Origin of the sequence: Cystobacter fuscus (assembly GCF_044360685.1) — a bacterium.
GTDB lineage: Bacteria > Myxococcota > Myxococcia > Myxococcales > Myxococcaceae > Cystobacter > Cystobacter fuscus_C.
This window is the reverse complement of record NZ_CP043491.1, coordinates 5,161,957-5,178,310: the sequence shown is the minus strand read 5'-3', so window position 1 is coordinate 5,178,310 and position 16,354 is coordinate 5,161,957. Positions and strand designations below refer to the sequence as shown.

The 16,354-nt window shown below is 69.4% G+C and carries 1 protein-coding gene (cut by a window edge); it reads right to left on the bottom strand.

Features of this window, described 5'->3' with window-relative positions:
• A protein-coding gene (locus F0U63_RS21275) for an Ig-like domain-containing protein (RefSeq protein ID WP_395847736.1) crosses the window boundary here: on the bottom strand, positions 1-16,354 show its 5' portion. Its footprint begins 14,705 nt before the window's first position; only the first 16,354 of its 31,059 coding nucleotides appear in the window; its start codon is at positions 16,352-16,354; the stop codon falls past the left edge of the window.

Sequence of the window (16,354 nt, the reverse complement as noted above, 5' to 3'; positions counted from 1 at the left end):
CGATGAACACCTCGGTGCCGGGCACGAGCGCCCGCCGGCCACCGGCCAGGCTCAGGGTCACGCGCGTTTCGCCCTCCACCGGACCGTGGTCCGGCGAAAGCGCCGCACCCGCTCCCGCCAGCTCATCCACGTAGAGCACCGCGGCCGCCAGCAAGCCGGTGGGGCCGCCCGCGTTGCGCACCTCGATGTCCGCGGGGCCGGTCTGCTCCGTCGCGGGCGCGTGGACCTTCAGCGCTCCATCCGACTCGACGGTGAACACCGCCTCCTTGCCACCCACGAGCACCTGGCTCGTCCCCTGGAAGCCCTCGCCCTCCACGGTCAGCTCCGTGGTCCCCTGACGGGACGCGGTGCTCGGAGCGACCGACTTCACGACCGGCGAGTGACTGCCCTCCTGGGCCGTCTTGAAGGACAGCTGGAATGGAATGAGGAGCGAGCCTCCCCGCTGGTCCGTCACGCCGCCGCTCACGAGGAGCGTGTACGTCGCGTCCGGATCGAGCGACGCCTTGGGACTGACCCGCAGGCGGTTCTCAGTGACCGTCCGCTGCAAGGTCACTTCGTTGCCCGAGCCGTCCACCAGACGCACGCTGGTGCTGTTCACGCTGGAGGCGACGAGCGGACGGTTGAAGTCCACCGACAACGTCAGGTTCTCCGGCGGCACCAGGGCCTCGCGCGCCGGCGAGTAGTCCGTCACGAACAGAAACGGCACGGACAGCTCGGTCACCCGGTCGCCTCCGGCCAGCAGGACCCGGTCGGCCAGGGTCACCATGTCCATGGCGGCCTCCACGTTGCCGCCACTCACCAACCGCGGGTGCGTGGGATCGGCCACGTCGACCAGCACGAGGCCACCATCCGCCGCGGCCACGAAGAGCATGTCGCCCACCAGGCGCATCCGCTGCGGGTGGCCCGGATTGTTGGAGAGGTTCGAATCGAACGGGATGGAGAGCGCTTCCACGAGCCGCGGATCGGACGGATCCTCCACGTTCACGAAGAGCAGGCCGAACTCCGCGGCCGAGACGATGGCCATCTTGCCCACCACCACGACGTCCGTGAGGGTGTAGGGCAGCTCCAATTTCTTGCCGAACGGCTGCGCGCCTGGCCGGACTCCGTCGAAGATCCACAGGCTACCCCCCGGGGTGCGCCCCTTCGTCGGCCGGTAGTGATCTCCCTCGGCATGCCCGGAGAGGGTGTACTCCGGGGGAGGAGGCAGGGCGAAGGGATCCGCCACCGGAGGCGGACAGAAGTAACGGCCCTCGTGCTTGCCGGTCACCACCCACGCGAGCCCGCGCGCCATCGTCGCGCCGAACACGTCTTCACCCGCCATGAGCTCCCCGAGCAACAGCGGATCCTTCGGATCCCGTGTGTCGAACAGCGACACCCGCCCGCTGCTGCCGTAGGCGATCGGCTGGCCAGGGCAGAAATCATCCTCGTCCTTGGTGGGACTCGTGCCGAGCACCCAGGCCCCCAGCGGAGTGGGGAGGACACGGGTCGCGAACACCTCGCCGGGCGTGGTGCTCAGGGAAGCCCGGCCCAGCAGGGGCAGCGACTGCGGGAGTGCCGCATCCAGCACCACGAGGCCGCTGGCGCCATTGGCGACGTACAGCAGCCCCTTGTTCACGGCGACATCCAGCGAATCCGGCATCAGCTCGATGTCGGGCAGGGCCGTATCCCGGAGGATGCCCGAGCGCACCGCGAAGAAGCGATCGACGAGATGGCCCTCCGGCTTGACGATCTGGTTGCCGGAGGCCTGCAGCTTGCCCGCCAGCTCCGCGCTGAACAGCGCCACCCGGAAGGACTCGGGCACCGTGCCACTGCCGGTGAACTCGCCCTGATACTCCTGCTCGAACACGTTGCCCGCGCCCGCCGCGCCCGCGGCGGCGAACAGCAGGCGCTTCTCGGAAGGATCCACCGCCAGCGCGTGCGGAGCCACCGACACCGTCCTGGCTTCGCTGGAGAACGGCAGGCCATAGCCCATCGGACCGCGGGCCGCGACGCGCGAGAGCCCATCCGGAGAGATGAGCGTCACGTCGGCGTCACCGAACGAGCCCGGGGGCGCCACCGCCGTCATCTCGGTGAAGGACTTCACCACCACGCCGGTGGCCGGCAGGCCACGCACGGTCACACGCGTCGAGCCGAGCGCATGCGCCCACGCCGGAAGGAAGCCATTGCCGGTGAGCCGAAGGGAGCTGCCCCCACGCGGATTGAGGAAGCGAGGCGCGGCACTGTCGACGAACAGCGCCGGCACGTACAGGTAGCCACCGGGCCGGCGCGCGGACAGCAGCGACGGCTGGATGACCTCCACGTCCGCCAGGCCCGCCACCTGGGCCCTGGGCGTCAGCAGCTCGATGCGCGTGGCCGAGGTGGCCAGCACCTCCGCCTCCTCGCCGCCGATGAACACCTTCGCTCCCGACTCGAAGCCCGAGCCGAGCACCTCCACGTACTCCCTGCCCTCCATGGGCCCCACCCGGGGCACGATCTGCGAGAGGGTGGGCACCCGGCCCGCCTGCGCCGCGGAGCGGAAGTTCACCGAGAAGGGAGCGAGGAGCGCGTCACCCGATGGCGTCTTGAGCGCCCGGGAGATGGAGACGACCAGTTCCTGGTCGGCCGGCAGGCGCTGCCCCAGCTCGAACTTGAGCGTGCTGAGCCGGCCTCCAGGTGTGTTGCTGCCCTTCACCAGCGTGCCCAGGATGGGCACATCGCTCCCCTTGGGAGTGAAGGAGAAGGCCGAATCCACGGTGTCCGGATCGAACACCGTCGAGAAGAACAGGGACACGGAAGGCCGATCGAGTTCGACCCGCTCGCCCTCCTGCACGCTCGCGCCGATGACGAAGAACTGGCTCGAGGTAGCGAAATCCACGGACCAGCCACGCAGGCCGTTGTCGCGCAGGCTCAGCACGACCGGCCCGTCGACCGCCACCGCCCGGGCGGCGCCACCATGGACTCCCCTGACATGGTGGAGCAGTTGCGGCTCCCTCGGATCGCGCAGATCCACCACCGCGATGCCCGCGGAGCCCGCGGCCACGTAGGCGAGGCTGCCGACGAGCCGGACATCCCAGGCGAAATCACCCACGGGCAGGGTGGCGAGCCGCTCGGGCACGGGCTTGGACACGTCCACCAGCACCAGGCCCTCCTGCCCCGCGGCCACCACCGCCACATCGCCCAACATCCGCACGCGCTGCACGGCGATGTTGGCGAGCGCGCCCGGGTTCCGCGTAGGCGCATGCTCCACGCTCCAGACCTGGAGCGAGCCCGGCCGCACCTTGAAGTCCTCGCCGCGCGGTCCGGCGCCCATCACCGCCCGTCCCCCCGTCACCGCCAGGGCCTGGGCCGCCGGCGTCACCTCCGCGGCATGCACCGGGAAGCGCTCCACGGAGATGTCGAAGGAGAGCAATCCACTGGCCCCCGCCGCCGCGAGCAACCGGTCTCCGCGCACGTCCAGGCCGTACACCCCGTGGGCACCCGCGGGCCAGGAGCGCAGCTTCAGCTCGGTCAGCTCATCCACGTCCACCTCGGCGACCGCGCCTCCGGTGATGACGCCCTCGCGGTTCTTCTGGACGAGACCCACGAACACCCGGTCGGGCTGACCGAGCGACCCAGGCACGTACACGAGCGAGGTCGCCTCACCGGGCAGATCGAGCTGGCCCAACAGACGATCATCCCGGCCATCGTGGTTGGTATCGACGAGCTCTCCCCGGCGGTCCAAGGGGATGGCCGATTCGTTGAGATTCAGGACCTCCAGGGACGAGCCACCCACCACGAACGCCACCGAGCCCACCACCACCGCGTCACGCAACGCATGTCCTATGGCGACGGACGAGTCGCTGGGCTCATCGAAGATGAAGGCATTCGTCAGCTTCTTCGAGCCGCCATCCGGGTTGGTGACCACCACGTCCACCGCCCCCCGCAGCCCCGTGGGGGTATAGGCCTGGATGAGCCCGGTGCCCAGCACGCGGACCTGAGCCGCGGGCTTGCCCCCGAAGGACACCTGCACCGTGCCTCCGGACGCGAAGCCCGTTCCGGAGATGAGCACCCGGGTGCTGCGCGAGTTGGGGCCTCGCGACGGAGTGATCTGGGTGACCTGGAGCGGATCCACGTAGAGGTACGCCCCCACGAGCTCCGCCTGGACATCGCCCTTGCCCACGACCTTCACGGTCACCGGACCGGCCACGCCGCCCGGCGGCTTCACCTGGAGCGTCGTCGGGCTGGTGACGTTCACGTCGTGTCCCGGGACACCGTTGAAGAAGACGCTCGTCTGCCCCGCCACGAAGCCCGTGCCCGTGAGGGTGACGGTCACCAGAGCCGTGGTCGACGAGGGGCCCTGGCTCGGCTCGACGCGCTCCAAGGACACGGGCGTGGCCATCGCGTCGCTGGCGGTGGTGAACTCCGCCAGATAGGCCCCGGGCATGGGCGTGAGGGTCGTCTTCTGGCGCAGACCCTCGACACGGATCTGGTAGGTCGTGTGGGTCTTCAGCCCGGGTCGCGGCCAGAGCCGCAGCTTGACTTCGCCGGTGTTGTCCAGGTCCTGGACCGGTTCCACCTCGAGGGTCACGTCCAAGCCCGTCGCGGTTCCGTTCATCTCCACCAGCCGGATCCGACCCGGCTCTTGCGCGTTCTCGACCTCCCGGTTGAGAGAGAGGAGAAGGGGCTCGTTGAGCGTGACGCCCCGCGAGCCATCGGCCGGAGAGCTCCTCGTCACCATGGGGAAGTCCAGGCCCATCACGGCGAGCGCGTTGAGCGGAGGAATCACCCCCTCGGGAACATCGATGACGGAGGAGATCGTGGCCGCCACCACGTCCCCGTCCACCGCCACGTCCGACAGCCTGGTCGCCGGGAACAGATCCACCGCGTCCACCGACAGGGGCTGGCCAGGATCCGAGCTGACCTGTAGTTGGACGAGCGCGGACTCCCCGTCCATCGCCAGCGCGCTGAGCTGCGGCGCCACGGCCACGGCCTCGAAGGAACGTCCCCGCACGAGCGGCGTCACGGACGCCACCTCCCGCGGGTACGCGACCGGGGCGAGCGACAACGTGCGCGCCGTGGCGCCCGAGACGCCGAGGCCACGGCTGTTGTGCAGGGCCACGTCCTTGAAACTGGCGGGCATCTCGCCCACCACCGGCAAGCCCGGCAGCGCCAGGTCCACCACCAGCATGCGCCGCGCGGACTGCAACTCCGCCAGGAGCACGGCATGGGAGCCGGACACCTGGACATCGGTGATGGACGGCGTCTCATCGCGGCCGTTGAAGCGGAAGTTCTTCACCGAGCCGAGCAGGATGGGCCGATCGGGATCGGCGATGGAGAAAAGGGCCACGCCCCCCGTCCCCGCAGCCATCAGCGCCAGATCTCCGGCGAGCGCCACGCCCCGGGCCTCGCCCACCGTGGGGGTCCGCGCCATCAAGCTGAACTCGGCCAACCCGTTCGCGACGCCCGTCTGCTTCACCACCAGCAGTGACGGCCCACCCTCCCCCTCCGCATCCATGAACGGCAGTTCCGCGCCATTCGCCGCCACATAGGCCCGGGGTCCACGCACGGCGAGGGCCACGGGCTCGTACGGCGGCGGCAGGGACAGTCCACCGAGAACGCTCGCATCCTTGGGTGAGGAGACATCCACCAGGGAGAGCGCGCCCTGGACGCTCCGCTCCAACAACTCGAGCGGGCCCTTCGCGTACGTGTGCACCGCGGCCCGGGAGATGACCCAGGCCTTCTGGTCGGCGAGCACCACCTTGAGCGGCGTCGTCCCGGGCAGGCGGTTGTTCGGCCGTGTCGGGCCATCCACCCGGCTGTCATAGCGGCCGATGACCTTCGAGGGACTGAACTTCGTGTAGAGGTAGGCGCCCGGTGCCACCACGCGCCGCAGATCCGGATTCACCACCGCGACGTCCGCGGGACCGAAATCACCGGACGGCATCGTCACGCGCATCAATCCCGGGGACAGCACACGCACGTTCTTGGCCGGCTGACCACGCACCGTCACCGTGGCCCCGGGCTGGAAGCCTCCGCCCGCCAGCTCCACCTCGTTGTCTCCACCGAGCGGACCCGCGGCCGGCATCAGGAAGTCGAGCTTGAGCACCTTCAGGAACATGAAGCCGCCCAGCAGCCGGGTGTCGAGCCCATCCGGGTTGACCACCATGACCGTGGCCGCGCCCTCGGGCCGCGCCGGCGTCCGCACGGTGATCTTCGACGACTCGACGGAGACCACCTCGGCCTCCGCGCCAGCGAACAAGACGCGCGCGCCCGGAACAAACCCCTCGCCCGAGATCTCCACCTTCGTGTTGCCCTCGATCGAGCCCGAACGCGGAGAGATGGCGGAGATCCGGGGCGGCGCCTTGGAGGAGGAGCGCGTGGTGAAGCGCGACCGGAACGGCTGACCGAGGGTCAGGCCGGTGGCGGTGGCCAGATCGGACCCGATCGTGAGGAAGTACTCCGTGGACCGCGACAGATCCCCCGTCGGCTTGATCCTCAACGTGCGGCCGATGACCTCGACCTCGGTGGTCATCTCGGGCCCCAGTCGCGCGTCCTCGGCCCGCAGCACCACCGTCCCGGCCTTGATGCTGTCGGGGGACGGCGCGGAGGACAGCTCCACCTCGAGCACGAGGTCCGAGCGCGAGGGGCTCACCTGAAGCTCGCCGTCATACGGCGAGACCGAGGTCACCAGCAGCCGATCGAGCTGGTACTGGACCAGCTTCGGCCCGAGGGCCGTCACCGCGCCACCCGCCGAGTGCGTGACGGCCGCGCTGGCGGGCAGATTGGCGTGCACCAGCGTCTTGATCTTGCCATCCAGGTCGATCTGGGACACCGACATCATGCCCTTGACCTTCACCGGCGGAGTGGCCTGGTTGAAGAGCTGCGTGGTGGCCAGCGCCAGCTGGCCCGAGACGCTCACCGAGTCGAGCCCGGTGGCGAGCAGATCCTGGCGGGCGGGCGCGTGCGACAGCAGGGAGATGAGCCGCGGCTGCTCCGGCACGGACAGGTCCACCACCGCGAGCTGGGGCCCGGCGCCCGTGCAGGCCACGAACGCCCGGTTGCCCACGACCGAGATCCTGCTCGCCTCACCGGGCACGGCCACGAAGCCCCGCGATGGCAGGTGGGGCTGGTTCACGTCCAGGACGCGCAGGCCGGCCGAGCCCGCCGCCACCAGCAACAGATCACCGGAGATCCGCACGTCCCGGGCCTCGCCCACCACGGACACGGTGGAGATGCGCTGCGGTCTGGCGGTATCGCTGATGTCCACCACCACGACTCCCTTGGAGCCGTTGGCTACGAAGGCCACCTGGTCCTTCGCCGCCACGCCGAGCACGTTCGGCCCGGGCAGATCGATGCTCCCGAGCTCCTTGTGCAGTGTGCTGCTCCACACCCGCAGCTGCGGGGCCGAGTAGGTGTTGTCACTCGCGATCCGGGCCTCGGTCGTCACCAGCAGATTCTGGCGGGCGATTTCCTGGCGGGTGTTGTCGATGAAGGCGGCCGCGACGGGCGGTGCGCCGATGGGAACCGACACCTTGCCCTCGAGCCCGCTCCCGGTCGCATTCGCGAAGGTGAGGAGACTGCCGGTGGAACTCACTTCCGCGGGAAGCCCGGACATGCCCACCACCACGAGCCCATCGGCACGGGAGGCGATGGGACCCACGCGTGGTGAACCCGAGGACAGGGGCAGTTCGTGCGCGTGGCGCAGACCCACCTCCACCTTGACCTTCTGGGACATCCCCTCGTTGTTCGACGGATCCTGGGCGGAGGCCTGCAACTCCACCTTCGAGCCCGGAGACTCGCTGACGACCCAGTTCACCTTGTACAGGGGACGGTTGGAGGGACCCGGCTCGGACTCCTTGTCGCTCAAGAAGCGCGTGCCATCCTTCCAGAAGGACACCTCCCTCACCGAGGAGTTGTCCTCCGCCGCCGCCGACATCGACACCGTCTCGCCCTGCGTCACCACATCGAGCGCGGGCGGATCGACGAGCTCCACCCGGGGCGCCACGGTGTCGATCACCGTGCCGATCTCCACCGGCTCGGACAGCTTCTCGTGGCCGGTCTTGTCGATCGCGATGGCCTGCAGCTTGATGACGCGGTTGCCGCCGCTGACCGGTACGACGAAGCTGGTCGCGTACACGTTGGGCGAGCCCGCGATGCCGGCCGGCCTGGTGACGGTGTCCACGCGCTTGCCATCCACCAGGAAGCGCACCTCCCGGATACCGCTGTCCGGGTCCGTGGCGTTCACGAGGAAGCGCACGCTCTTGCCCTCGAACGCCTCGGAGCCGGAGATGGGCCTGGTGATGGCCACGCTCGGCGGCTGGTCCTCCTTCACCTCGACGAGGACGGGCGGCGACCAGTCCTCCTGGCCCGCCAGATCCACGGCCCGGGCCCGGAAGGACAAGGTGCTGAGCGCCGCCGGGAGGGGCACCTCGTAGGAGAAGTCGAAGGGGCGCACGTAGCGGCGGGCGACCTCGAGCTCCTCGGCCTCGGCGCTTCCCGCCTTCTTCATGTGCAACGAGACGTAGGAGACACCCACCGAGTCCTCGGCCACCGCGTCGAACAGGGTGTTGAGCCCCGCCACCGCCGTGCCCGACCCCCGGTGCTGGAGCTCCACCACGGGCGGCTCATCCTCGTGGACCGTCACCGACACCGTGTGCTCGAGACTGACGTTGTTGGAGGTGTCGGTGGCGCTGGCGGTGATCTCGATGACCGCATCCGGAGCGGCGTTCTTGGGGACACGGTACGTGAAGCGGTAGGGCGCCACAGGCATGGTCGTGGTCTGCACCTTGCCGCTGGCATCCTTGAGCTTGAACACCACGCTCGCCACGCCGACGTTGTCGTCGGCCTTGACCTCGATCTCCAGCGGGAGCCCCTGGGTGATGCCCGAGCCATTCCTCGGAGAGAGGAAGGAGAGCTCGGGCTTCTGCTCGTCCGCCACCACCACCATCGACTGAGGGGGCGCGATCGTCTCGTGGCCTCCCGAATCCAGCGCGCGGGCCCGGAAGGTGAGCGTGCGATTCGCGGACCCATAGGGCAGCGGAACGCGAAAGGAGAACGGCGCCGAGGTACCGGTGAACCGCAGGGGTCCGCCCACGCCTCCCTCGACGGTGGCCTCGACCCAGGAGATGGAGATGTCGTCCTGCGCCGCCACCACGAAGGCGACGTCACGGCCCTCCACCAGTTGGGTGGGAGGCTGCGGCTGGACGATGGACACCGTGGGGGGCTTGTCGGCCACCACCGACAGGTTGATCGTCTGACTGGGCACGGAGTGGTGCCCAGTGTCCCGCGCCACCGCCTGCAGGGAGAGCTGGGTCTTCCCGCGAGGCACCTCCAACAGGAAGCTGTAGGGCGGTGCCGTCGTCGTCTTGAACAGCGTACCGTCGACGAGGAGATCCACGCCGCTGATGCCCACCCGGTCATGGGCGGACACGCCCACCGCGATCTGGCTGCCCTCCACCACCTCGCTGCCATCACGCGGCGAGACGATGTGCACCTCGGGGGGGACGTCCGGAATGATCTTGATGGATTGTTGGAAGAGCGTGCTCAGGTTGCCGCTGCTGTCGCGCGCTCGCGCGGCCACGATGTACGACTCCGAGCCATTTTCAGACAGCAGGGGGATCGGCAGATCGATCTGCACCGGAGGTGCGTACACGTCGAACGGAGAGCCGGGGTTGGCATTCACGGGCTCGAAGCCACCCGCCGTGTACACCTGCTCGAGCCTGGATTTGCTCGGGCCCGCCCAGATCTCCACCTGGTCCACGAACACGTTGTCGTACGCCACGGCCTGGACGAGAACACGGGTGCCCTCCACCACCGACTCATTGAGCTCGGGGCGCAGCACCGTGGCGATCGGCGCGAGCATGTCCGGCACCACCGAGACCGAGCGTGTCTCCGTGGTCTGGTTGCCCTCCAGATCCCTGGCCACCACCCTCAGCTCGATGGTGGTCTGCATCCGGCTGGGGTCCAGCTTGACGAAGCCCGGAGGCAGGCGCACCAGTCCCTGGAAGGACCGCAGCCGTGTCACGTCGTTGTACGGACTCCGGAGCCCCCTCGCCGCCTCCACCACCTCCGGGTCCACGGCCAGGGGCAGATCATCCTCGCCGAGCACGCCCGGCACGATGTCGATGCCCCGGGCGTCGTCGTCCTTGACGAGCAGGGCCGCTCTGCCGTTGACGAAGAACTCGACCTGGTCCACCTGGGTGTCGTCCCCAGCGATGGCCTGGAACGCGAGCTGGATGCTGCCCTCGGGGAGCGTGGCCATCGGGGATGGCGTGACGATGGCCAGGGCGGGCGCCTCCGGCCGGCGCCCCTCCACGACCAGGCGGGCCATCTGCGTGTGGACGTTCTGGGCCGCGTCCTTGACGACGATGAGCACGATGGAGGGAGCGCCGTCGGAGCTCACGGGCGGCGTGAACTTCACGTCTTTTTCCACCCGGGCCTGCGTCCCCGGCGAGGACGTCCAGTTGCCAATGGGCTCGTCACGGAAGAAGGCCTCGACGGAGGCCACGCCCACGTCGTCCGTGACCTCGACCTTCAGCGTGGCCTCGTTGCCCTGCAGCAGGGTGACGTATCCGCTCTCCAGCTCGGTGGGGGAGACGCGCTCCACGGCCGAGGCGAGCGCGACGAAGCGCACCACCGGACCCTGGTCCTTGACGACGTGGACGTAGGACGGTGCGGACACGGAGGCATTGCCCACCCGATCCCGCGCGACCACCGACAGCTCCACCGGAGCGCCAGTCGAGGTCTCGCGCAACACCAGCGTGCGGTTCACGGACGACGCGGGCCGCACGAAGGTCTCGCGCAGGGCTCCATCCACCAGCAGATCGGCCGACTCGACCTCGACATCGTCCGAGAAGGACAGGGACACCGTCACCGGATTGTCCGCCACCACCGAGGAGCCATTGAGGGGGTGCGTCACCCGGGCCACCGGGGGCTGCGTGTCCTGCTGGATCCCCACGGGGAGGGCCAGGACCGAGCGATGGCCGACCGAGTCGCGGGCGAAGGCGCTGAGGTGCGCGCTGCCCGGCGCCCAACCCTGGGGGGCACGCAGGCTCGTGCTCAGCCGCCGCGTCAGTCCCGGCCGCCACTCGCCGACATCCAGGCGGTTCACGGCCAGCTTCTCGCCACCTGCCTCCGCGCGCACCTGTACGCCCGAGGCGTCATAGACGAGCCCCGTGCGCGTGATCGCGAGCGGCTCGGTGCCTTCGGTCTCCGGCAACAGCTCCACGTCGATCGCATCCACGCGGATCGCCGAGGACGGGAAGGACAGGACCGCCTCGTAGGAGTTGCGCTGCGAGAGCTCCACCCCGCCGCGTCCTCCGGGGTTGGCCTGGAGGAACTCACTCAACAGCCGCGCATTGTCGGAGCTCAGGTCCGGAAGCTCGCGATAGCGATAGGTGACCCGGGCCCGGGCCCCCTTGCCCGAGGCGGATGGCTGCACCTTCAACCGGGCGCGGCCCGGCTGGTTGCCCAGGCTGGTGGACGCGTGCGGAGTCACCAGCAGCCGGCCCTGCTCCGCGGACAGCTCGAACGTCTGGTTCTCGCCGAAGCTCCACGTCACCTTGGGGACCGCGACCCCGGTGGCGGCCGATTTCGGCGCGGCCACCACGAACCTGTCCGAGCCATCGGAGGCGCTGTCCGTGCCGGGAAAACGGCTCGCCGCGCCGGTGGAGAGCACCACCAGGCCCGAGGTGACGCCGACATCGTCCCGGAACTCCACCTGGACCGACTCGCGCCGCTCCTCCGTCAGCTTCGCGCCCGTCACGGGCGAGACCCAGGAGATGACCGGGCTGGCATCCGGCACGAGCTGCCGGGCGAGGCTCGCTTCACTGGCCTTGCCCGTGGAGTCCTCCGCGCGCGCCGTGAAGGTCAGGGGCCTGGTGGAGACCCCCGCCTGGAGCTGGAGCAGCTCGCGCGGAATGGGGATGGACACGGAGAGCGCCGAGGCCGCGGAGTAGTCCGGCAGCTCGAGCGCTTCGCCATTGAGGCTCGCGCTGAGCGTCTTCACCTGGCCGTCGTCGATCGCCTGGATGCGCAACGTCACCAGGGAGTCGGCCACGCAGGTCCGCGCGTCCGGCGTTCCCTCCAGCGAGAGCGTGAGCCGGGGAGCCTCGCGGTCCTGCTGCTCGATGAGCTTGAACTTCACCACGGGCGTGGTGTCGACGTGATTGCCCGCGGGATCGTACGCCCGCGCGACGAGCGTGTGCTCTGGCGTGGTCGGCAAGGACAACCCGTCCAAACGGACCGTGCCTCCAAAGGAGCCCACGAACTCGCGACTGGTGATGATGGTGCCCGGGCCCAGGGGGTCCGGCGTGCGGATCTCCTCCATGCGCTGCTCGAGCACGCTCAGCGAGTCCTTTCCATCCACCAGCTTGCGCTCGACGCCATCGATGAGCACGGCGACACGCGAGACGCGAACGTTGTCGCGCGCCTCGACACGCACCGCGATCGAGCCGGTCTTGAGCACCTCGATGGGGCCCTCGCGGGGAGGCTGCGGCGACGCGAGCACGACCGATGGGGACTGATCATCCTCGAGGATGTTCAGCTCCACCTCCTTGAAGGACTCCTGCCCCAGGGTGTCCCGGGCCTCGGCGCCCACGGTGTGGGGCTGGGCGAGCAGGGGCGCGAACACCTTGATCGTCCGCGGAGCACTCAGATCCAGCACCGGGCCCGACGTGGGCATCTGTTCCTGGCGCGCCCCGGCCGAGCGGCCCACCAGACCGATGACGCCCGTGTCATCGGTGGCGGTCACCAGGAGCGTCACTTCCTCGCCCTCCTTGTACGGACTGCCCGGCGGCGGCGAGAGGATCGTGACCTTGGGCTTCTGATCCCTCACCACGATCAACTCCTGCGCACGCTCGCCCTTGTGGCCCTTCTTGTCGGCGGCCACGGCGCGCAGATGCAACACCTGCTCGTCCCGCCCGTCGGCCAGGGTGGGATGGAGCGTGAAGGAGAACTGCTGGTAGAGCCCCACCTCCTTGCTCGTGGTGAGGGTCTCCAGGAGGGTGTCACCCACATAGAGCTCGGCGTAGTCGACCCCCACGTCATCCGTGGCCACCACGTTCACCGTCACGGTGCTGCCCGCGAACACACGGGCACTGGCCATCGGGGAGCCGAAGCCCACCAGGGGGGCCTTGTCGTCCTCCCGGATCTGCAGGGACCGGCTCGCCTGCTCCGTCTTCCCGGAGCTGTCGGTCGCCACCACCAGCAGGCAGCGGGGGCCGGCCTCGCCCTCCATCTTGAACTCGAAGCGATAGGGCGGAGCCTGCAGGGAGTGCCTGCACGTGATGTCCTTGCACGTGTTCTCCCCACAGGTGTTGCTCACGAAGAGCTCCACCTTGGAGACGGCCACGTCGTCCTGGGCCTCGGCGAGCACCACGAGTTGCGTGCCGGCCGTGACCGGAGTGTTGTCGAGGGCCGGCTGCTTGATGGCCACCGTGGGCCGGCTGTCCGGATGCGTCTTGAAGACGAGCTTCGAGGAGAAGCCCACGTTGCCGGCGCTGTCATAGGCGCGAGCGACGAGCTCGTGCGTGCTCTTGTTCGCGAGCCGCGCGGCGGAGAGGACGGTATGGGAGAGGAACGAGCCGGGAAGGTTGGCGTTGCGGGGCGGAGAGTCGTCGGTGGAGACGACGGCGTCATCGAGCACGAACTCCACCTTCTTCACGCCGACGTCGTCCATGCCGCCCACGCTCATCAGCACGTCCTGGGAGTCGGCCAGGTCGGCATTGGCCTTGGGTGAGATGATGGTGACCGACGGGGGCCTGGTATCCGGCGTGACGGTGACGAGCGCCTGGGCCGTGCGCTCCTGTCCGATCGAGTCCCGGGCCACGGCCTCGATGGTGAGCGTCTTGGTCGCGGCGTTGGTGGGCACCCGGTAGTCGATGGCGTACGGGAGTTCGTTGGAGCTGCCCACCGGGACCCCATCGACCAGCCAGCGGACCTGCACGTCCTGCGGGGAGTCATCCTGGGTGCTCGCGGTGAGTGACAACAGCGCACCCGCGGTGATGGTGCCCTTGTTGATGGGCGTGAGGATGGCGACCTGCGGAGGCGTGTCCCTGCTGACGGACACCTTCGTGGAGACGCGCTGCATGTTGCCGCCCACGTCGATGGCCTGCACCGTGAGCGTCACCGGCTTGTCGAGGCTCGTCTCGGGGGGGATCCAGCTGAAATCGAAGGACTGGGAGCCGGCGGCGGAGTTCGTGAAGTCACCACGAGACAGCCGCTGGCTCTTCACCGCGGCGCCATCCACCAGCAGCGTCACGTCCACCCCGAAGGCCAAGGCGTCATCGCTGACGGTGCCCGTGATGGAGAGCGGCAGTCCAACCGTGGCGCGCGCCGGGGAACCCTGCGGCCTCGTGAGCGCGACGAGTGGCGGCGAGTCCGCCGCGACACGCAGCAACAACGACTCCACCGGCACCTGGGCCCCTGCCCCATCCAGGGCCTCGGCCCGCAGGGTGATCGCGGTCCCCTCCGCGCTCCTGGGGGGGATGAAGCTCATCTCCCAGAGGGGCACGAGCACCGTCTTCTGGCCTTCGTTGCTCTTCACCACCCGCATCTCGACCCGGGGCGCCTGGGCGGTGCCAATCAGCAGGTCGTCCATGTAGAAGCGGACGATCTGGAAGTCGTTGGGGCTCAGCGCCCCACCCTGCCAGTCCCCGCTGGTGACGCGCAGCGTCTGCGGCAGGCCCACCACCAGCGACTGGCCCGGCAGGGGCGCCTCGTAGACGAGCTTGCGCGCGCTGGGCACGGGCGCGCCCGTCACCCGCACCTGGAGCACATTGGACGGCACCTCGTTGCCGAAGGTGTCCACCGCGCGGGCCGAGAGCCTCATGGTGCCGCCGCCATGCGGGGGGGCCTTCACCAGCAGCTCGTAGGGCGCCGTGGTGTCGGTGACGGTGGGCACGTCGTTGACCAGGAACTGCACCCGCGCCACGCCCACGTCGTCCGTGACGAGCGCCTTCACCGTCAGGCTGCTGCCCGCCACGACACTCGAGGGACCACTCAGCGAGATCTCGGGAGGGGCATCCTTGATCTGCACCTGCCGCGAGGCGGTGATACCCGTCAGCCCCACGTACTGGGCGGTGATGAGCGCCGAGCCCGCGCCATTCGCCTTCAACCTTCCATCCGCGGAGACGGCCAACGTGCGCTCGTCGCTCGAGCTCCACCGCCCCCCCACGGCAAAGGGCGTCAGGTCCACATAGGTCGAAGAGCCATCCTCATTGCGCAGCTCGCCCTCCAGGCGCAGCTGCATCGAGCCGCCCACGCGGGGGATGGTGAGGGACTCGAGCGGCAGGATCCGCAAGCCACTGAGGACGGACGAGGAGCGCACGATCACCTGCACCACTTCCTCCAGGCCCGCGTAGCGCACCTTCACCTGGGCATCGCCATTGCCCCGCGCCACCACCTGCCCGTCCGGGGTGACCGAGATCACCGACTCGTTCGTGTCGAGCGACTCATAGATCACTCCGCTCGAGCCGCCGCTCACGTCCATCTCGCCGGCGATGGCGAAGGTGGCCGTCACCTTCAAGGACTCGCGCTGCCCCACCCCCTTGGACAGGTACAGCGTCGAGGGAGCCACGCGGAGCGACGAGATGGGATCGAACGCCGCGGAGTCGGTGAACTCCACCGAGGAGGTGTGCACCGTGCGGCCGAAGGGATCCACCAGGGCCACGTCCGCCACCACCACGCCGTCGGGGGGGATGCGCTGGTTGACCACCGGCACGGAGAAGACGACCTTGCCCGGGGTGTCCAGCCGGGGGCGGGCCTGCAACCGGCGTCCGACCGCGAAGGCATGGGACTCGGCCTCGCCCAGGTCCCCCTTGACCGTGCGCAGCAGTTGCGAGGAGGCCCCGAGCACCGTCAGCTCGGCCACGCCGATGGGGCGCGGGTTGTCCACGGAGCCCGCGTCGTAGTTGACCTCGACGAACAACTGCGCCCCGTCCGTGGAGGACCGGACCCGCACCGCGTCCGGGAGGAAGGCGGGAGGCTGGGCACGGGCATCCACCACGTACGTGACGGGTCTGGCAGTGCTGCCCGTGGCGACGATGGGCTCGGCGGTGACCACCAACCGGCCGTCCTTGGGGAACTCCTTCGAGAAGGGCACCAGGACGTGGAAGGGAATGGCGCCCGTCATGTCCCGCGACACGACGACACGCTCGAGCTCGGCGAAGGTGTCCGAGGGCGAGGAGGAGCCCTTGACGCTCACCATGAGCTGCGAGGTGCTCCCCTGGATGTCGAACCCCAGCTCCATGGAGCGCGCACCGGGGCGCAGGGGGTAGACCGGGAAGATGGATGAAACGGACAGTGCCGGCTCCGCCGCGAACGCGGGCGCCTGCACGAAGACCAACGACACGACCGCCGCCAGCGCCAACACGCGCCGCATGGTGGAAAGCAGCAT